16 protein-coding genes are annotated in these 19,884 nt (G+C 59.6%); 8 read left to right on the top strand and 8 right to left on the bottom strand.

Annotated elements, in window-relative coordinates:
- Positions 1 to 13 precede the first annotated feature (13 nt).
- From RE428_RS06360 to RE428_RS06370, 3 genes are read right to left on the bottom strand one after another with little or no spacing between them, the layout of a single operon-like run.
- Positions 14 to 1,246: an amino acid deaminase gene (locus tag RE428_RS06360; protein WP_406564735.1), complete on the bottom strand. Its 1,233-nt coding sequence runs from the start codon at positions 1,244 to 1,246 to the stop codon at positions 14 to 16.
- Between the two features lie 35 nt (positions 1,247 to 1,281).
- Positions 1,282 to 2,166, bottom strand: a complete 885-nt coding sequence (locus RE428_RS06365) for a MurR/RpiR family transcriptional regulator (RefSeq protein WP_154660753.1) — start codon at positions 2,164 to 2,166, stop codon at positions 1,282 to 1,284.
- 49 nt (positions 2,167 to 2,215) lie between these two features.
- Positions 2,216 to 2,602, bottom strand: a complete 387-nt coding sequence (locus tag RE428_RS06370; RefSeq protein ID WP_004581145.1) for a RidA family protein — start codon at positions 2,600 to 2,602, stop codon at positions 2,216 to 2,218.
- A gap of 175 nt (positions 2,603 to 2,777) precedes the next feature.
- Between RE428_RS06370 and RE428_RS06375 the strand changes: the two genes are divergently transcribed.
- The 8 genes from RE428_RS06375 (at position 2,778) to RE428_RS06410 (ending at position 14,152) form a co-directional block, all read left to right on the top strand.
- A complete protein-coding gene (locus tag RE428_RS06375; RefSeq protein ID WP_004581146.1) occupies positions 2,778 to 3,299 on the top strand; it encodes a TRAP transporter small permease in 522 nt (173 codons plus the stop codon).
- A complete protein-coding gene (locus RE428_RS06380; protein ID WP_004581147.1) occupies positions 3,296 to 4,573 on the top strand; it encodes a TRAP transporter large permease in 1,278 nt (425 codons plus the stop codon). The genes RE428_RS06375 and RE428_RS06380 overlap by 4 nt, the downstream gene beginning before the upstream one ends.
- Positions 4,574 to 4,609: 36 nt before the next feature.
- Positions 4,610 to 5,668, top strand: coding sequence for a TRAP transporter substrate-binding protein (locus RE428_RS06385; RefSeq protein ID WP_004581148.1), 1,059 nt, complete (start codon positions 4,610 to 4,612; stop codon positions 5,666 to 5,668).
- A gap of 53 nt (positions 5,669 to 5,721) precedes the next feature.
- The gene (locus tag RE428_RS06390; protein WP_004581149.1) at positions 5,722 to 7,185 is read left to right on the top strand and encodes a M81 family metallopeptidase; all 1,464 of its coding nucleotides are present in this window, start codon (positions 5,722 to 5,724) and stop codon (positions 7,183 to 7,185) included.
- 67 nt (positions 7,186 to 7,252) lie between these two features.
- Complete coding sequence (locus tag RE428_RS06395; RefSeq protein ID WP_004581150.1) at positions 7,253 to 8,215, top strand: sugar kinase; 963 nt, start codon at positions 7,253 to 7,255, stop codon at positions 8,213 to 8,215.
- Between the two features lie 210 nt (positions 8,216 to 8,425).
- Positions 8,426 to 10,633, top strand: a complete 2,208-nt coding sequence (locus RE428_RS06400) for an OsmC domain/YcaO domain-containing protein (RefSeq protein ID WP_004581151.1) — start codon at positions 8,426 to 8,428, stop codon at positions 10,631 to 10,633.
- Between the two features lie 123 nt (positions 10,634 to 10,756).
- Positions 10,757 to 11,374, top strand: coding sequence for a class I SAM-dependent methyltransferase (locus RE428_RS06405; protein WP_004581152.1), 618 nt, complete (start codon positions 10,757 to 10,759; stop codon positions 11,372 to 11,374).
- A gap of 249 nt (positions 11,375 to 11,623) precedes the next feature.
- Positions 11,624 to 14,152 (top strand): sensor domain-containing protein, encoded by a 2,529-nt coding sequence (locus RE428_RS06410; RefSeq protein WP_004581153.1) that lies wholly within the window; start codon positions 11,624 to 11,626, stop codon positions 14,150 to 14,152.
- 116 nt (positions 14,153 to 14,268) lie between these two features.
- Here RE428_RS06410 and RE428_RS06415 read toward each other — a convergent pair whose 3' ends face one another.
- The 5 genes from RE428_RS06415 to RE428_RS06435 all read right to left on the bottom strand — a co-directional run bounded on the left by RE428_RS06415 (position 14,269) and on the right by RE428_RS06435 (position 19,819).
- Positions 14,269 to 15,255, bottom strand: coding sequence for a zinc-dependent alcohol dehydrogenase family protein (locus RE428_RS06415; protein ID WP_004581154.1), 987 nt, complete (start codon positions 15,253 to 15,255; stop codon positions 14,269 to 14,271).
- A 311-nt stretch (positions 15,256 to 15,566) separates the two neighbouring features.
- Positions 15,567 to 16,595, bottom strand: a complete 1,029-nt coding sequence (locus tag RE428_RS06420; protein WP_004581155.1) for an AI-2E family transporter — start codon at positions 16,593 to 16,595, stop codon at positions 15,567 to 15,569.
- Between the two features lie 130 nt (positions 16,596 to 16,725).
- A complete protein-coding gene (locus tag RE428_RS06425) occupies positions 16,726 to 17,757 on the bottom strand; it encodes an ABC transporter substrate-binding protein (protein WP_004581156.1) in 1,032 nt (343 codons plus the stop codon).
- Entirely contained in the window at positions 17,754 to 19,154 is a 1,401-nt protein-coding gene (locus RE428_RS06430; RefSeq protein WP_004581157.1) for a sensor histidine kinase, read from the bottom strand. The genes RE428_RS06425 and RE428_RS06430 overlap by 4 nt, the downstream gene beginning before the upstream one ends.
- A complete protein-coding gene (locus RE428_RS06435; protein ID WP_004581158.1) occupies positions 19,151 to 19,819 on the bottom strand; it encodes a response regulator transcription factor in 669 nt (222 codons plus the stop codon). Before RE428_RS06435 ends, RE428_RS06430 begins: the two co-directional genes overlap by 4 nt.
- Positions 19,820 to 19,884: the final 65 nt, after the last annotated feature.

Raw genomic sequence — 19,884 nt, forward strand, 5'->3', positions numbered from 1 at the left:
CCAGCGCACCGGCTCAGAAACGGGTCGTCAGGTAATCCTTCACTCGGAAGTTCTCATCAGCCAGGGCGATAAAACGCCATTTGTCGAAGGTCAGGCAGGGATGCGAACTGCCGAAGGCCACGATGTCCCCCACGCGCACGTCTTCATCGGCAGGGACCGCAATGAACGCGTGCTGATCCATGATGCCTGTGACCGTCCATCCGTTGACGGACAACGCGCTGTCGTCCCCGCCCGCGCGGCAGCGGCGCAGTGGTATGGGGAGGTCGGCATCGTAGGCGATGTCGCGTTTGCCGATGCCCGCCACGACCAGACCCGGTTCTGGAATCGAATGGATATGGGCCCAAACCTCCAGGGCCGGCATCAGCCCGTCTCCGGGGTCGCTGTGAAGGCGAGCCAGAATGTCGGCATGAGCACGGCGGTAGAGGCCGTGGTCGTGGGCAACGTAGCAGCCCGGGCGTAGCAGCGGCAGGAACCGGTCCCGCGCCCCTGATTCGGTGAAGGCGGCGGCGATAACGTCGTACCAGGCGGAGCCGGAGGCTGTAATGACGGGACGCTTGACGGCTGTCAGCCCGCGTTCGACCAGCGCCGCTGTGGTGGCGATCAGCTCGTCGGCGTAGGCGCGGATACGATCCGGCAGATCGTCACCATGAATGATGCCTTCGTAGCCCTCGACGCCGGCCACCTGAATGCCGGGACAGGTATCGATCAGCTCAGCGAGTGCAAGGGCCTCCTCCTGCGAGCGACAGCCGCAGCGCCCTCCCGGCACACCCAACTCGATGAGCACCTGAACGGTCTGGTTCCGGGCGGCAAAGAAGTGGCTCAGGGCCCGCACGTTGTCAACCGAATCCACTGTGCAGTAATAGGTGACCTCAGGGTCGGCGATAAGCGCCGAGACGATAGCCATGTTACCCGCGCCGACCAGTTGGTTGGCCATGAGCAGATGTCGCACGCCGGCTTCCCTGTAGGCGGCGCGGCATTGGGCTGCGGTGGCCAGCGTAATTCCCCAGGCACCCGCTTCGATCTGGCGCCGGAAGATCGCGGGTGTCATCGTGGTCTTGCCATGTGGCGCAAGTGCCAGACCCCGCTCATCGACGAACCGTTGCATCCAGCGGATGTTGTGTGCCAACGCCTTTTCCCTGAGCACCATGGCCGGCAGGCTGAGTTCGTCATCTGGCAGGGACGCGTTACTGGCCTGAGACGTCGCCACGGGCAGTCCTTTGTCACCTCTTGCGATGGCCGTCTGTATATCGGCGGTGTTCGAACTCACGGTTGTCTCCTTGGTCAGTCACCGAGCGGCTGTGTGTCATCGGTATCACGGTGTGTGACGAGCTGGTACTTGATGCGTCTCATATTCTCGACCGCTGCTTCGCCGCAGCGCCCGGCAAGTTCCGTCGCAAGTATGTCCATCATCGCCAATAGCCCGTAGCGTGATGCCGTGGGTTTCAACACCTCTTCGGTCTCGGGCACATCGACACCCAGGAGCACGTCCACCGCTTGGGCGAGTGCGGAACCTGGCCTCGTGATCGCCACGGTTTTCGCGCCGTAGGTGCGTGCGATCTCCACCATGCGTAGGCTTTCTGGATAGCGCCCCGACGTGGAAATGGTCAGGAGTACGTCATCAGGCGAAAGGGTGGCTGCGATCATCTGCTGCAGTTGGGTGTCGATGCAGGCGTGGACGCTCAGTCCAAGGCGGAACAACCGATTCTCGCCTTCTTCGGCGACCATACTCGAGCCGCCGCCACCGCCAAAGATCGCGATGCGTCGGGCGCCGCCCAGCCATTCCGCCGCGCGGGTCAGTGCTTGTTCGTCGATCTGGCCCGATACCCGTTCAAGTGCGTCATGGGCGGCGCCGATCACCGAGGTTACCGCCTTGATCGGGGTTCGTTCGACCTGTTGGGGGCCCAGGTAACGATGGCCGACTGCCGTAGCCTGCGCGAGGCGAAGCTTGAAATCGCGCAGGCCGTCGCAACCCAGGCGGCGGCAGAAACGGGTGATGGTCGGGGTACTGGTGCCCGTGCGCTCGGCAAGCTCTGTCGTCGTGGATTTCACGGCCCAGGACAAGTCGGCCAGTATCATATCGGCGATGCGTCGCTCGGACTTGCTCATCGACGATTGGTCCCGCATGAGCGAGACGATGTCCTGGGTCTCTACGGCTCTTCTGGCCACGCGTCAAACTCCCGTTAATTGCGGATAGCGGCTTCGGTTAGCAGTCTGTCTACTTCGGCTCGCGGTAGGCGATGAGGTCGATCTCGACCTTGCCATCGACCATGAGCGCCGAGTGTACCGTAGAGCGTGCCGGGGGCCGACCATCGAAATATTCCTTGAATACGCGATTGAATCCCGCGAAATCCCGGGTGTCGTCCAGCCACGCGTTTACCTTCACCACGTCGTCGAAGGTATATCCGGCTTCATCGAGGATAGCCTGCAGGTTTGCGAATGTTTGTCGGGTCTGCACTTCGATCCCCCCCGGTACCACTTCACCGTCACGCATTGGGGTCTGACCCGAGATGTAGAGAAATCCGCCCGCTTCGGTAGCTCGTGCGAAAGGCATGGTTTGTCCGCCCACGCCAGTGACCGGTCCTGCATAACGTTTGATCGACATTCGTTGGCCTCCTTAGAGATTGCCTTGCTGTACTGGGGTTTGTTCGTGGATTGATGGCTTCGCTCGTCAATACATGAAGATTTTGTACATTATGAGCTTGACTGGTGGTCAAATCTAGCACAGTATCCAGTCATAATGAAAATAATCTTCATAAATAGATGCAAGGAGAAGACGCATGCAGCGCGCGCAATATGCCGCCTCGTGGCTGGCTCTCCGACTCGACCGGCTGAATCGGCTGGCCGTCGGGGTGCTGATGGCTGTGCTCATCATTGACGTCTGGGTGGGCGTCGTCGACCGTTATCTGCTCCACTGGCAGATCAACTGGGTCGAAGAGGCGGCCCGCTACTTCATGATATGGGCGATCCTGCTCGCCGTACCCAGTTGCACCTACCATCGCCAGCACATCCGTCTCGAACTCCTCTGCGATGCATTACCGCGGCCGGTACGCGTCCCCCTGGCGCGCCTGGCCGAGGTGGTCACCTTCGCTTTCTTTACATACCTTGCGATCGCCGGCCAGGCGCTGGTCGCCGATGGTTTCGAACAGTTCTCAGGGTTGTTTGGCATGCCGATGGCGGTGCCTTACGCCGCGATTCCGGTGTCGTTCGGGCTGGCGGCGGTGCAATCGCTCCTGACCTTCATCACCGGGTTCTATAGCGATCCACGTGATCCACAGACGCTGGAGGAGCTCGAGGCATGACGGTTGCGATCATTCTGTTGGTGCTGCTCCTCGCCGGCGTCCCCATTGGCGTGACGCTGGGTGTGGCGGGACTGGTCGGTATGTATGCGCTGGGTGGGACGAACTTTACCGAGCTTGCACCGAGCAAGATGTTCAATGGCTTGAATATCTTCCCGTTTCTGGCCATGCCGCTGTTCATCCTTGCCGGCGAGATCATGAACCACACAGGTATCACCTCCCGTGTCGTTGCTTTCGCGCAGGGACTGGTCGGTCATTTCCGTGGGGGACTGGCACACACCAACATGGTGGCCTCGGTGTTTTTCGCCGGCATCACCGGCGCCGCTACGGCCGACGCTGCGGCGTTTGGCCGCACGCTGGTTCCAGCGATGGTCAAGGAAGGGTACTCGCGACCCTATGCCTGCGCCGTCACAGCGGCAGGTTCCATCATCGGTCCCACTATTCCGCCGTCCGGTCTCATGGTCCTCTACGGATCGCTTATGGGAGTGTCCATCGGTGGGTTGTTTGCGACCGGCGTACTACCCGGTGTGCTGATCTGCCTGGTCTGCATGATCATTATTGCGGTGAGTGGCCGCGCCAAGGGGTTGCCGAAGCATGAACGGCGGCAATCGTTGCGTGAACTCGGTCGTCTGTTCCGCCGTTCCTTTCTGGCCCTCGTCATGCCGGTGCTCATCCTGGGTACGATCCTGCTGGGTATCGCCACACCGACAGAGGCGGCTGCTATTGCCGTGGCGTATGCACTCGTCCTCGGGGCTTTCGTGTATCGATCGCTCCAGTGGCGGGACCTTTTCGCGATGCTGGTGCGCACGGCGCAGATCTCCGGCGTGATCTACCTGATCATTGGTGCCGCCGCCATTCTAGGCTGGTGGTTGAGCTTCGAGCGGGTACCGCAGGCGCTTGCGGAACTCGTCATGGGTGTGTCACAGAACCCGGACATCGTGCTGCTGCTGATTATCGGGTTGCTGCTGGTGGTCGGCATGGTCATGGATATCAATGCCATGTTGATCATCCTGGCGCCGGTGCTGGTACCGCTTACCCAGCAGATCGGCATGGACCCGTTGCATGCCGGCATCGTCTTCGTACTCGCATTGAATATTTCGTTGATGAGCCCGCCGATAGGGGCGTGCCTGTTCGTGCTGTCGTCGGTGACGGGTGAGCGGGTCGGCCGCATCGCCTATGAGCTCATGCCCTTCCTGATCGGCGAAGTGTTGCTGCTTCTGCTGATCGCCTATGCCCCGGCGTTCACCCTATGGGTGCCGCGCGCGCTGGGATTCTGAAATCACGCGACCGATATACCCCTTGGAGGAAAAAGCATGCGAAGTCTGTGTAAACACCTCGTGAGTGCCGCTCTGGTCGGCGCGCTCAGTCTGACCGTTCCGCTCGCCGGCCATGCCGCGAAGACGATTCGCTTTGGCCATGATAACAAGGCCGATATGACCGAGAATCCCGCGCAGGCATTCACCGGCGTGTTTGCCAACCTGGTGAAGTCTTCCACCAACGGTGAAGTGACGGTCGAAGTTTTTCCCAATAACCAGCTGGGAAGTGCAAAGGAGCACATCCAGATGGTGCGTGACGGGATTATCCAGGGCACGCTCGCCTCCGTCGGCGCGCTTGCCAGCTACTACCCGCGGATCGGCGTCCTTAACCTGCCGTTCGCATTCGACGATATCTCCGCGACCTACGAGGTCTTCGATGGCAAGTTCGGCAGGGCGTTGGCCGCCGATATCGAGGAGAAACTGGGCAACGTGAAGGTGCTCGGGTTCCCGGATACGGGGGGATTCTTTTCGATCACCAACTCGGTACGACCGATCGAGTCCCTGGAAGACTTCGAGGGCATCCGTATCCGTACGATGACGTTGCCCGCTCACCAGAAGCTCATCCAGTCGCTGGGTGGCGAGGCCTACCCACTTGCCTGGGGTGAGGTTTATTCGGCCCTGCAAACCGGTGCCATCGACGGCCAGATGAATCCTGTCCCAACGGTGTCGTTTGCAAAGTTCGACGAGGTCCAGGACTACCTGACCCTGACAAACCACCTGTTCTCACCCTACATCCTGCTGATCAATCGAGATTTCTACGACAGTCTCACCGAACATCAGCAGAACGTTCTGCGTGCGGCCGCCCGCTCGGGTATCGCTGCTTCGAGGGGTATGTCGCGGATTATCGAGGCGTCCGAGGACCGTGGACTGGCCGGATTGTCAGAGAAGATGGAGGTCAATGCGCTCTCGCCCGACGTCAGGGAGAAGTTTCGCGAGGTGGCCCAGCCGGCCGTTCGCAAGTATCTCGAGGACAACCTGGACGAGCAGGGTCAGGAGCTCCTCAAGCTCTTCATCGAGGAATCGCAGGCTGCCAACAACGACCACTATTTGCAGTAATCCGGTAACTGCCTTCCGGGTAATGGTCCCGGGAGGCTTCCACAGGAGTATTCATGAAGGCTTTCGTTGCATCCATCGCCACCGAGACCAATACGTTCTCACCGGTGTATACGGATATGAGTTCGTTTCGGGCGAGTCTCTATGCGCCTCCTGGCCAACACCCCGAGACCCCCACGTTGTGTAGCGCGCCCTTCATTGCCGCTCGCCGGCGTTTTGCGGAACTGGGCTGGGAGCTGGTCGAGGGCACTGCAGCCTGGGCTGAGCCCGGCGGGTTGGTTAACCGCCGGACCTATGAGCACTTGCGCGACGAAGTGCTTGAGCAACTGCGTGCAGCGATGCCGGTCGACGGTGTCCTGCTTGGTCTGCATGGCGCGATGGTGGCAAACGGTTACGATGACTGCGAGGGTGATATCCTCGAGCGGGTGCGCGAAATTGTCGGCCCCGACGTGACGGTCGCCGCTGAGCTGGACCCGCACAGTCACCTGACCCAGAAGCGCCTCGACAATGCGGACCTTCTTATCGCGTTCAAGGAATTTCCCCATACAGACTTCCTGGACCGGGCAGAGGAGCTCGTCGAACTGGCCGTTCGACACATGCGCGGTGAGATCAAGCCGGCGATGTCTGCATTCGACTGCCGGATGATCGAGGTCCTGCCTACCAGCATCGACCCCATGCGTTCGTTCCTGGAGCGCGTACGCCGTATCGAGGCGGACAATCTCAATGTGCTGTCCATTTCCGTCATCCATGGTTTTATGGCCGGCGACGTTCCTGATATGGGAACGCGGGTGCTGGTCATCACCGATGACGCGGGGACACTGGGTGACGCTATCGCCCGCAAGCTCGGCATGGAGCTGTTCTCGTTCCGCGGTCGTGCCAGGCCCCCTTATCGGGGCCCGGCGGATGCCGTGGCCCGCGCGAAAGCCAGCCCCGAGCGGCCGGTTGTTCTTGCGGATGTTTGGGACAACCCTGGAGGCGGGGTAGCCGGTGACGCGACGCTTATCCTGCGGGAACTGGTTGCCCAGGGCGTAACAGACGCTGCGGTAGGTACGATCTGGGATCCAGTCGCCGTGCAATTGTGTGTCGCAGCCGGCGAGGGCGCCCACATTCGTCTGCGCTTCGGCGGCAAGACCGATGAAAAGGCCGGCTATCCCTACGATGCATGGGTGACCGTAAAGCGTGTGGTGCGTGATGCCCACCAGAGTTTTGGCGAAAGCCGGGTGCCGTTGGGTGATGCCGTCTGGATTGCCATGGACCAGGGTATCGATGTCATCCTGAATTCGGTGCGCTCGCAATCCTTTTCTCCGGACCTGTTCAGTAACCTGGGGATCGATCCGATGGACCGCCATATCCTCCTCATCAAGTCCACCAATCATTTTCACGAGGCCTTCGCCCGTATCAGCAACGAGATCATTTACGTGGACGCCGGTGCGCCGTATCCAAGCGATCCTCGCACCACGAAGTACCGCAAGTTGCGTCGCGATATCTGGCCGATTGTCGAAAATCCCCATGGCAACTGAGCGTGGCTTCGATACGCTGTGGGGAGCCCGAACAACGCGGGTTAGTACCAAACCGGGAGAGGGAATCATGACGCCATGCGCATATACATTGGGTGAACCTTTGCTGCGCTTCAGTGCAGATCACCAGGGGTTGATTGAGACTGCGGGCGCATTGGGCGTACATGTCGGCGGGGCTGAGGCCAACGTGGCGGTGGGGCTCGCTCGCCTGGGTACACCCAGCGCAGTGCTCACCCAATTACCGGACAACAGTCTGGGAAGTCGGGTCCGTGGTGAACTTGAGCGCTTTGGCGTCGATACGAGTCTCATCACGACCGTAAAGGGTGCCCGTATGGGGCTGTATTTCCACGAGGAAGGCCCGGCTCCGCGTGGGGGGCGGGTGATTTATGATCGTGCGGGTTCCGCCATGGCGAATCTGACGCCCGCCGATCTACCGCTCCACCTGTTCGCGGATGGCGCTGCAGGCCTGCTCCATACCACGGGAATTACGCTGGGGATAGGAGATGGGTCGAGGGCTGCGGCTATGGAAGCCATGGATGCGGCCCGGCAAGCCAATGTGCCGGTCAGCTTCGATATCAATCACCGAAGCGGGCTTTGGGACTGTGCTACCGCTCGTCCGCACTATGAGGCGGCTATCGCTGCTGCCGATGTCGTATTCGTTGCCGAACGGGATATCAAAGCCATCTGGCCGGAGCTGGATGGTCCCGAGGCACTGCACCGTCACTTTGCTATGCCGTTGCTGGTCGTCTCAAGGGGCGCCGCCGGCGCCCTGGCCATCAGGGCAGGTTGCCCGACGGCACATCATCCGGCCTTTCCGGTCAGCGGGTCCGCCTGTCGGATCGGTCGTGGTGACGCCTTCGCCGCCGGATTCCTTCACGCCTGGCTAAACGGAATGGGAACGGATGACGCGCTGGCCTGGGGCTGCGCGAGCGCTGCCTTCAAATACACTTTGCCAGGCGACCTCCCGTTGCTGGACGCCAGCTCTGTTGCCAATCTCGTGGCAACGGGCTTTGGCGATGAAATCGTCCGCTGAACTTCTATCTACCTGGCACCAGCACGGGTTAACAGCAGCGGTATGGGCTCGTCGACAAGCATTTGCTCGGGCCTCCGATAACCATACTGAGGAAGACGTGGACGGCCAAAATCTGGACAATAGCGGCATCTGATCCCAGGAATTGACAACCAGGCCTTAATCAGAGGCCGATCAAACCTGCCAACATTCTCCAAGCCCGGTACCCCAGTAATGGAAATCAACGTCCGCTTCCTCGAAAACCTCAGGCTCGAAGCCAAGTTTGACGATTTCAGCGTCATCACCGATCAGCCGATACGCTACAAGGGCGACGGCTCTGCGCCCAGTCCTTTCGACTACTTCCTGGCCTCGTCGGCGCTGTGTGCGGCCTATTTCGTGCGGGTGTATTGCAAGGCCCGGGATATTCCGACGCACAACATCCGCCTGTCGCAGAACAACATCGTCGATCCTGAAAACCGCTACAACCAAATCTTCAAGATCCAGGTAGAGCTGCCGGAGGATATTTCCGAGAAGGACCGGCAGGGCATCCTGCGTTCGATCGATCGCTGTACCGTCAAGAAGGTGGTGCAGACGGGCCCCACGTTCGATATCGAGACGGTGGAGAATATCGCCGAGGATGCCCAGGCACTGTTGATGACAATGCCTGCGGACGGCAACAAAACCTATATCGAGGGCAAGGACCTCCCGTTGGAGCAGACCATCGCCAATATGACGGGCATTCTGGCGGAGCTCGGCATGAAGATCGAGATCTCTTCCTGGCGCAATATCGTGCCCCACGTGTGGTCCCTGCATATCCGTGACGCCGCCTCGCCCACCTGCTTTACCAACGGTAAGGGAGCATCCAAGGAAAGCGCCCTGTGTTCTGCGCTGGGCGAGTTCATTGAGCGCCTGAACTGCAACTTCTTTTACAACGACCAGTTCTTCGGCGAGGAGATCGGCGACAGCGCGTTCGTGCATTATCCGAACGAGAAGTGGTTCAAGCCGGGGCCTAATGACGAATTGCCGCAAGAAATCCTGGACGACCACTGCCGGGCGATCTACGACCCGGAAGGCGACCTGCGCGGGTCCAACCTGTTCGATACCAACTCAGGACGGCCGGACCGTGGAATCTGCTCACTGCCGTTCGTTCGTCAGTCGGATGGCGAAGTGGTGTATTTTCCGTCGAACCTGATCGAGAACCTGTTCCTCAGCAACGGCATGAGTGCCGGTAACACCATCAATGAAGCTGAGGTGCAGTGCCTGTCGGAAATCTTCGAACGGGCAGTAAAGAAGCAGATCATCGAGCAGGAAATCGTGCTGCCGGACGTGCCGAAAGCGGTACTCGACAAGTATCCGCACATCGTCGAAGGCCTGGAGGGGCTGGAGAAGCAGGGCTTCCCGGTACTGGTCAAGGATGCGTCCCTGGGCGGCCAATTCCCGGTCATGTGCGTCACGCTCATGAATCCTCGGACGGGCGGCGTATTTGCCTCCTTCGGGGCGCATCCAAGCTTTGAAGTGGCGCTAGAACGCAGTCTCACCGAGCTGTTGCAGGGCCGCAGTTTCGAGGGGCTGAACGATGTGCCGCCACCCACCTTCAATAGTCTGGCGGTGTCAGAACCCAACAACTTCGTCGAGCACTTTATCGATTCGACGGGCGTTGTGTCCTGGCGTTTCTTCAGTGCCAACCATGATTACGAATTCTGTGAGTGGGATTTTTCAGGTACGAACGAAGAGGAAGCCGCGCGCCTGTTCGGCATCCTCAAGGACATGGGTAAGGAAGTCTACGTGGCCGTCTATGAGGACCTGGGCGCACCGGCCTGCCGCATCCTGGTGCCGGGTTATTCCGAGGTCTATCCGGTCGAAGACCTGATCATGGACAATACCAACATGGCCCTGGACTATCGCGAGGATATTCTCAACCTCCATACCCTCAGCGACGAACAGTTGGCAGATCTGGTCGAGCGGCTGGAGGCGAGCCAACTCGACGATTACATGACGATCATCACGTTGATCGGTGTCGAGTTCGATGAGAATACCGTCTGGGGCCAGCTCACGATCCTGGAGCTGAAGGCGCTGATTTGCCTGGCCCTGCGATGGCACGAAGAAGCGCTCGAGTTCGTCGAAGCCTTCCTGCAGTTCAATGACAATACCGTCGAACGTGGACTGTTCTACCGCGCGGTATGCGCCGTACTGGAAATTGCCCTGGACGATGAGCTCGAGTTGGACGACTACCTGTACAACTTCCGCCGCATGTTTGGCGATGAGACGATGGACTCGGTGGTTGGCACGGTTAACGGCACCGTACGTTTCTATGGTCTGACGCCGACCAACATGAAGTTGGAGGGCCTCGATAAGCACCTCAGGCTGATCGAGAGCTACAAGAAGCTGCATGCTGCTCGGGCGGCGAGATCGGGACATCCGGTGGCCCGGGTCGCGCAGTGAGCACTAGTGCAAATGACAGGGACGTCGATAGCGAGTGACAGCCAGCGGGAATACGTCCAGGTAGGAAGCGGAGTTCCCTAAGGGGAATTTCGAACTGCTTTTCATTCTTCAAGGAACGTCAATTTGAAAAGCTCACAACAATTCTGGGACAAGGCCGCACCCCGCTACGCCAAAAGCCCGATCCGCGACGAGAAAACCTACCAGAAGAAGCTCGCCGTCACCCAGGGTTACTTCCATCCTGACTGGCAGGTGCTGGAATTCGGTTGCGGTACTGGCAGCACGGCGATCATCCACGCGCCTCACGTCGAACACATTCTGGCAACCGATGTGTCCAGCAAGATGCTAGAGATCGCCGAGCAGAAAGCACGCGATGCCCATGTCAGCAATGTCAGTTTCCGACAGGGGACGTTAGAGACTCTTGAGTTGGCGACGGAGAGTTTCGATGCCGTGCTTGGGCTCAATATCCTGCATCTTCTTGAGGACGTTGAGTCGGCTATCGTCAGGGTGGGGGAGGTACTCAAGCCGGGCGGTATATTTGTCTCCAGCAGTGCATTGATCGCCGACCTGAAAGTCCACTGGCGCATACTGATCCCAATCATGCAACGGTTGAATTTGGCTCCGCCTGTAAGCCGCTTCAACAAGACTGGGCTCATCAACCTTTTGACTACGGCGGGTTTTTCGATCGAATACGTGTGGCAGCCAAAGAGGGATTCGGTTTTTATTATTGCCAGGAAAAAGTGATTGTGACCTCCGAAGCCCCCAGTTCGCAAGTTCGGTCAGTGCTCAGAGAAGCGGTATCTCGATGGGGCATGTGCGGCTGGTCGCTCAGTCAATTGTTTTATGTATTCGCTCGGATAAACCTGTATGGTGGATGCGGACGTTGGCGATCCTTTCCGCGAGGTCCGCTGGAGCGATCGGGTTTCATGCCGGAGAAGGTGAGTCAAATCTGTAATCAGCGGTCGTTATTGGACGCAGTTCGGGCCCCCCTTTATGACTGACTTGCGGCCATTTCTTCCCGAATCGGCATTCTCCCTCTTCAGCGAGGCTCGTTCCGCGCCGGTTTTCATCGTGCTTGATATCGATGGTTTTGTAGTGGCCTGGCCCGTCGGTGCAGAGGCCTTGCTGGGCTGGTCTGCAGAAGAAGCTCAGGGGCACTATTGGACTGAAATCCTTGACGGTCGTGATCCCCTGCCTACGCCTTTGTCCTATCCATCCGCCGAATCCTGCCACGAGGCCGAGACCAGCGCGAGGTATTGGCAGCGCTGTTGGGGTGGGGCTGAGATCTTCATCGAGGACATAACCTCTCCGCTCTATGGCAAGTACAACGAACTTGTCGGCTTTGGCAAGAGCCTGCGTCGGGTGACCGACGAATCAATTGGTGAAACGATCTCTTCCGGCGATGACGTGCTCATCGAGCAGCGTCAGCTGGAGGCTGCTATCGCCCACGCCCCTGTAGGGGTGGTGGTTGCTGATGCGCGGGGCGTGGTGTTGAAGATGAATGACGCGCATCAACGTCTGTGGGGCATTGAGCCGCCGGTAAACGTCGATCTTGGTCAGTTGCCTAATTTCCGGGCTTGGCACCTGGAGCGCCCAGGTAGACCCCGCAGGCCGCTTGAGCTGGACGAATGGCCCTTGGTTCGGGCATTGAAGGGGCAAACCGTCACGAATGAAATATTCGAAATCGAAACGTTCGATGTGCCGCCTGAGCGCAAGATTGTGCAGGCTTCCTCGGCGGCTGTTCGTGACAAACAGGGCAACATCGTCGGTGCGGTTATTTCAGCGGTCGATGTTACTGCCCAGCACAAAGCGGAAGCCATCGAAAGGGACACGTCCGCGCGTTTGAAGTTTGTCATGGATGCCAGCCGCATTGGCGACTGGGATCTCGACCTGGTGAACGACACGGCACAGCGCTCCCTGATTCACGACCAGTGCTTCGGCTATCCCGAGGGTGCGCCTCACTGGGGACGCGAGACCTTCCTTGAACATGTCCATCCGGGCGACAGGGCCTGGGTCGAAGGTGAGTTTGCCAAGGCGGTTGCAGAGGGCAAGGATCTGGATGTCGAGTGCCGGGTCGTCTGGCCTGATGGAAGCATTCATTGGATTCACGCACAGGGCCGCTTCTACGCCAGCCAGGGGCGTTTAACGCGGATGACCGGTATTGTGCAGGAAGTCACCGAGCGGAAGCTGGCGAGTCAACAGATCCTGCACGCCTCATTACACGATCCCCTGACTGACCTGCCCAATCGCGCCAAGCTCTTTGAGTATTCAAGCCATCTCCTTGCCCACAACCATCGGTCGGGGCAACAAGCCGCCACCTTCTTTCTGGACCTGGACCGATTCAAGCAGATCAATGATTCTCATGGCCATGCGGTCGGCGACGCGCTACTCCAGGAGGTGGCGCTCCGGCTACGGCAGTGTGTCCGTGCCGAAGATTTCCTGGTCCGCCTGGGCGGGGATGAGTTCCTGGTTCTGTACCCTGAGATTGCCGACGATGAAACCGCGGCTGAGATGGCGCGTAATTTCATCGAACGCGTCAGTGCCCCATACCGCATTCAGGGAAAGTCGCTGACATTGGGGATATCGGTTGGGATCAGCCTGTTCCCAAAGGATGGCACGGATATCGATACGCTGATCAGCCATGCGGATCTGGCCATGTACCAAGCCAAGCAGAGTGGCCGTGGCCAGTACAGTTTCTATTCTCGCGCATTGGCTGCGGATGCTCGCTTAAAGCACATAATCGAGCATAAGCTGTCGGAGACGATCCGGGACAAGGGCTTCCATCTCGCCTACCAGCCCATTTTCGATCTGACGTCCGGTGAGATCGTTAGCGTTGAAGCCCTTCTGCGCTGGAGCGACACGAATATCGGGCCGGAACAGTTTGTGCCGGTCGCGGAAGCCACCGGTATGATCGGGGCGGTCGGGGGGTGGCTGCTTGACGAAGTAGCCGATCAGTATGCGGCGTGGCAGAACATGAACCTGCCTCCGCTGCCCATTGCCATTAATATTTCCGTGGTCGAGTTGCGGGATCACGAATTTGTCGACCGTTTTTTCGAGAGCTTGGCGAAGGCGGGGCTTCCGCCCGATGCCATACAGGTTGAACTCACCGAAACGACGGCCATGGACGACATCGAATTTAAGATAGGACAGTTGTCGAAGCTGAGAAGCAGGGGAGTAACAATCGCACTGGATGATTTCGGCACCGGACACTCCAGCTTGACTTACCTTGCCCGTCTGCCGGTGAACAAGGTAAAGATCGACAAGTCGTTTATTACCGGTCTTGGATCGAATAGCGTGAGCCAGACGATAACGGGGGCAATCGTCGCGCTATCTCGTAATCTGGGGCTTGATGTGGTCGCCGAAGGTGTAGAGACGCAAAGTACGCTTGAGCACGCGCGCGCCTTGGGCTGCCAGCAGGGCCAAGGCTTTCATCTTGCGCGGCCAATGACGTGCGATGATTTTGACGCGTGGTACCGGAAGTATCTACGTAGGGATAAAACGCTACCCTTATTCTCCTCATAACGTCGTGGCTCGCCGGGTTGGTGGCCTTCTTTATAGCGACTTTCCTGCCAATAGCGATCCCCTTTAAACAACGTGATCGTCAGTATCGGTGACGACTCAGTCGGCCCTTGCTGGAGCTAACCCACTGTCAGCACGGCCGAGCCGGTAAATCGGCCGTGACGCAGATCCTCCAGTGCCTCGTTGGCCTTCTCCAATGGATAGGCGTTGACGGTCGTGTTGATGGGAATGCGTGCGGCCAGCGGCAGGAATTTCTCGCCATCGCACCGGGTGAGATTTGCGATAGAGCAGATTTCCCGCTCGCCCCATAGGATGTCGTAGGGGAAGGAAGGGATGTCAGACATGTGAATGCCGGCGCATACGACGCGTCCGCCCTTACGTATGGCTCGGAGTGCTGCGGGCACCAGTTCGCCGCTCGTCGCGAAGATGATGGCTCCGTCCAGGGTATCGGGCGGCGTGCTGGTCGAGTCCCCGGCCCAGACAGCGCCGAGGGAGCAGGCAAAGGCCTGTGCTTCGGTGTCCCCGGGCCGAGTAAATGCGTAGACCATTTGGCCTGCATCGCGAGCCACCTGGATCAGGATATGCGCCGCCGAGCCGAACCCATAAAGTCCTATTCGTTTGCTGTCCCTGACTTTCCGGTAGGCGCGATAGCCGATCAGTCCGGCGCAAAGTAATGGGGCCGCCTGCAGATCGCTGAAATCCTGGGGGATAGGGAAGCAATACCGCGCGTCGGCCACAGTGAACTCCGCAAACCCCCCATTGATCTGATAGCCGGTGTAACGGGCCTGGTCACACAGGTTTTCCTGGCCATGGCTACAGAAGTCACAATGGCCACAGCTGCTGCCCAGCCACGGCACGCCTACCCGTTGGCCCAGTTCGAAGTCCGTAACATGGGCACCGATCTGTGTGACCTCGCCCACGATCTGATGCCCGGGAATAAGCGGTAGCACGGGCTCGGTGAGATCAGCGTCCAGCACATGTAGATCCGTTCGGCAAATACCGCAAGCGGTGACGCGAAGTTGGAGCTGGTGCGTCTCCGCCTGAGGAATGGGGATATCGGTGAGCTCAAGGGGTTGGCGCTGATGGCGGAGAATCATGGCTCGCATGGCGGCTCTCCAGTGGCGTTTCTATTAGCGTAACCCAGTCGCAACGGATCGTTTTGTCGTGAATCAATGCGGACGTAAACCCTGTGTTCCGGTTTGTTGAAACCGGGCGCCGGTCGGGAAATAGGCGCCCGTTTTAATGGTCTGGTGCGATCCCTCGCGCTTGGCGGGAAAACACATCGTCTGCCATATCCTTATGTTATCGGGCCACGTCCGTATCTCATACGCCCGATCCATAATTGCGTCTGCGTCCATACTCCACGATTATCAAATGCCCGCAGGAGTTCACGATGACGGATGCGGAGACGCTCGCGTTACGGCAGGCGTATCGAGTCTCCCAACACTTTGCGGATATAGAGCAAACGCACCAACACCAACGCGACAACCGTAAGCGGCGTTGCCAGCAGTAGGCCCAGCACGCCGAACATCAGGCTCATCAGCAATTGCACGGCCAGAAGTAGTGCCGGGGCGATAGCCAGGTTGCGCTGCTGAATGAGTGGCGTTATCAGGTAACTTTCCAGGGTCTGGATAGCAAGGTAGAGCAGCACGACCCACAGGGCCATTGAGGGGCTTACGGACCAGCCGACCAGGACGGCTGGAATGACTGACAGGATCGGTCCGATATTGGGAATGAATGAAAGCGCAGCCGCTACGAACGCCAACGCGGCAGCTGAAGGAATACCGAGGGCGAACAGGCCAATCCAGGTCAGTATCCCGACGACACTCAGAGACAGCAAGCGTCCTAATAGCCACCAGCGGAGGGCGTGACCCAGTTCATCGAGAAGTCGCTCTGCGACATCCCTGCGGCGCGGTACGACGAGCTGTATCACACCGCTCTTGTACAGACCCGGTGTCGCCGCGAAATAGGTGCCGGTGACCATGATAAAGAGAAGTGCAGTAATCGCACCCAGGGTCGAAGAGAACATACCGGCGATTCGGCTGAAGTTTTCGGCAGTCAACAAGGCTCTACTCTGCTGCTCGGAGAGCCGGAAAGCCTCACTCAGGAACGTATGCTGATGCACTTGCGACTTCAGCTCCTGCAGTATCTCCGGCAATAGTTGTTGCAGTTGCTGAACACCGCTGAGCACTTTGGGGCCAAACTGCCAGATTATCAGCGCGACCACGGCCAGCGAAGACAGGAGCGAGAGCACCACCGCCAGCCGATACGGGACATGGGCATGCCGACTTGTAAAGCCGGCGACACCGCTCAACGCGAGCCCCCAAAGCATGCCTCCGAAAAGCAGCAGGAAGAAATCTGAATAGAACCAGAAGCCCAACAGCAGGAGGACTGTGGCGGTAACCAGGCCGATGATCTTGAGGCTGTTCAGGATCAACGAATCCATTAACTATCCTTGTCTTTGGCGTAGTCGACATTCTGTGCCAACCCTCACTGTGCCGTTTCCGGTATGGTGAGATCAATTAACACGGGTTACTGAGAGGAAGGAGCGTACGTTGACGTCATGTTTATCACGATTACGGCGTCAGTATCTTTATCTCCCGGTTCCATCGATCCATAAACGCCTTACGGCGCATGGGATCGACAAAAGCCAGCAACGAGGCGTCGATAGGAATCGGGTAGAGGCGTTCGCCCACCTGGTCGCGCAGGCGTTGAGCGGTGTAGGGGCCGATGACGTCAGGCAGCACACTGAATAGCGGCGTACTTCCGGCGAGGGTCTTCTGACCTTCGACGCTGAGCAGGAAATCCACGAAGATCCTGGCGGCGACCGGATGTGGGGCGTCCCGGTGTACGAACGCCATACGCATCATGACCAGGGCATAGTCCTGGGGGATCTGGACGATCAGGTCAGGGTGACTGCGTGCCCAGTGCATGGCGTAGGAACCCAGAAGGTTATAGCCCACCCAGTAGGTGCCATCAGTGAGGCCTTCGAGCATGTCCCGGGTGTTGTTCTCGAGGATGACTCCTGCGGCACCCATGGCGGCCACGAGATCCCAGAACCGGGGGGAATAGCGGGCATCCTGCTGGAAAAGTGTATAGCCGATCCCGCTCCCCGAAGGTGAATAAGTGGTGACGCGCCCTTTGAGCAAGTCCTGGTGGCTCTCGAGCAGGGTATGAAGGTCCGCATGTGTGGTCGGCGGCATCATGTGACGCGCCAGGTCGAGCCGATACACGGTGACGATCGGTTCGAACGTGAAACCGAAGACTTCATTACGCCACTTGGCCCATTCAGGCCAGTTGCGGGCGGCGTCGCTGTCCACGGGCTGGGCCAGCCCCTCGTTGACCCTGGCCATCTGCCACGGCATGGCGGAACTGATGACAACATCCGGGGCAGGCCGGGCGTGGCGCGCTTTCTCGTCGACATCCAGCGTGGATCGGTCGTTATAACGCAAGTCGATCTCAGGGTGGGCGCGCTCAAAAGCCTCGAGCAAGGGCGCGACGACCTGCCGGTCCAGGGCGGCCTCGACTTCAAGGGGCGTTCTGGCCTGGGCTATGGCCAGCGCGGGTAACAGCCAGAGCAGGAGATACGTCGGTAACCGATTCCTCATTTCAGGTTTTCTCCCTCCAGGATGGGAAAACGCACGCCTACCCAGAGCCCCTTTTCGGGTTCGCTGCGGACCTCCAAGGTGGCGTGATGACGGCGGGCGATCGAGTCGACGATGGCGAGGCCCAGGCCTGAACCCTCAGTATCCTGGCGTCCGCCACGTTCGAAGGGTTGGTGCAGGCGATCCAGCAGATCGCGATTGACGCCGGGACCGTTGTCCCGAATGGTCAGCAGGGCAGTATTGTTTAGCCGGGCCAGGCCGAGGGTGATCTCGCTCCCGGGTGGTGTGTAGCGTAAGGCGTTGTCGATCAGGTTGCCGATCATTTCCCGCAGTGACCAGGGTTCTCCCTGCACCGGAACCGGCCCGTCCGGCATGTCGCCCAGTCCCAGGTCGTGATACCGCGCATCATCGCGTTCTGCCCATTCCATGACTGTTTCACGCAGTAGGGAGGCCAGGTCGATCCGGCTCGGCGTGCCTTCCTCACCGTGGCGCAAGCGTGCCAGGCTCAGTAACTGCCCCGCCAGACGACTGGTGCGTGCGGAGCTGTCATGCACGGTTTGCAGGGCCTGGCGCCAATCTTCCGGGCGGTTGCTGTGCAGTGCCAACTCACTGGTGCTCTGCAAACCCGCGAGCGGCGTCTTGAGCTGGTGACTGGCATCGGCGGTGAAACGCAACAGCGCATCGCGGCCTTCGCGCTGGCGTTCGAACAGGGCATTCAGCGTATCCGCCATATCGTAGAGTTCGCCGGGTACCTTGGCGTTCAGCGGGCTGACATCGTCGGCATCCCGTTGGCGTATCAGGTGACGCAACCGGCGCACCGGTCCCAGCGCCGTACGGATCGCAAGCAGCATTAACAGCCCTGTGAGTATGACCATGGCCACAAAGCGGGTCAGGGCCCGCGCGAAAAGATCCCTGGCCAGGGCTTCGCGGCCGGACAGGGTGTGGCTGACCCAGATCTGTACGGGCTCGACGGATTCCCAGCCGGCGGATTTCAGCTCGCGACCGTAGAGTCGGATCGGGGCGCCCTGGTAGTCGACGAATTGCCAAACTGGTTTGCTCTGGGCGTTGACGCGCAATTGATCTGTCACCACGCCTTCGAGATTCCCGGTGACTTCACGGCCTTCCGTATCGAGGATGGTATAGAACACGCGCTCCTGCTGGTCGGTGGCGAGGATTTGGAATGCGGCTGCCGGTATTTCCACTACGGGGCGGCCATCCTGCCACTGGATCGCCTCGGCGATGGTCAGACTGGCGGCTTCGAGTTGACTGTCGAAGGCACGGTTCGCTGCCCGTTGGGCGCTGGTGTACGCCTCAACCAACAGAAATGTGCCCAGTACGCCGACGGTGGCCAGGAGCCATACGCCCAACCGACGTTTGAGCGTGCCATCGATGATGATCACGCAGGATCGTCCTCCAGCCGGTAACCCAGCCCGCGTAGCGTGCGGATATGGACACCGCTGCCCTGGAGTCGCTTGCGCAGCCTGCTGATGTATAGATCGAGGGCGTTGGGCCCGGCCTCGCCAAAACCGAACAGCCGATCAATCAGTTGCTCCCGGGGCGCGATGCGCCCGGCGTGGAGCAGCAGGCCCTCCATTAACCCCAGCTCCCGAGGCGGCAGGTCCATGCGCTCACCGTGCAGGGTGACTTCACCGGATGCAGGGTCAAAGCACAGCGGGCCGAACCGGAGCCTGTTGTCGGTGCGTTGTTGGCTACGGCGGAGCAGCGCGCGTACCCGGGCCTGGAGCTCGGCCAGGGAGAAAGGCTTGGTCAGGTAGTCGTCGGCGCCCAGGTCGAGTCCCTCGACGCGCTCGGCGACGCCATCGCGGGCAGTCAGGATCATGACCGGTGTGGCATCCCCGTGTTTGCGTATCTCCTCCAGCAACGACAGGCCGCTGCCGTCCGGGAGTCCCAGGTCGAGGACCACCAGATCGAACTGACTGTGCGCCATCGCCGCCCGCGCCTCTCTCAGACTGGCGAATATCTCCACCGTATTGCCCAGCGGGGCAAGGCCCTGGGTCAGGGAATCGGCGATCAACGGATCGTCCTCGACGACAAGCAGGCGCATGGTTTCCGGCTCTCACAGGTGGGGGCGGCAATGAAAGGCAACTGACAGGTTGATGACAGGTTGCG

The sequence above is a fragment of the Marinobacter nanhaiticus D15-8W genome (assembly GCF_036511935.1).
In the GTDB taxonomy this organism is placed as follows: domain Bacteria; phylum Pseudomonadota; class Gammaproteobacteria; order Pseudomonadales; family Oleiphilaceae; genus Marinobacter_A; species Marinobacter_A nanhaiticus.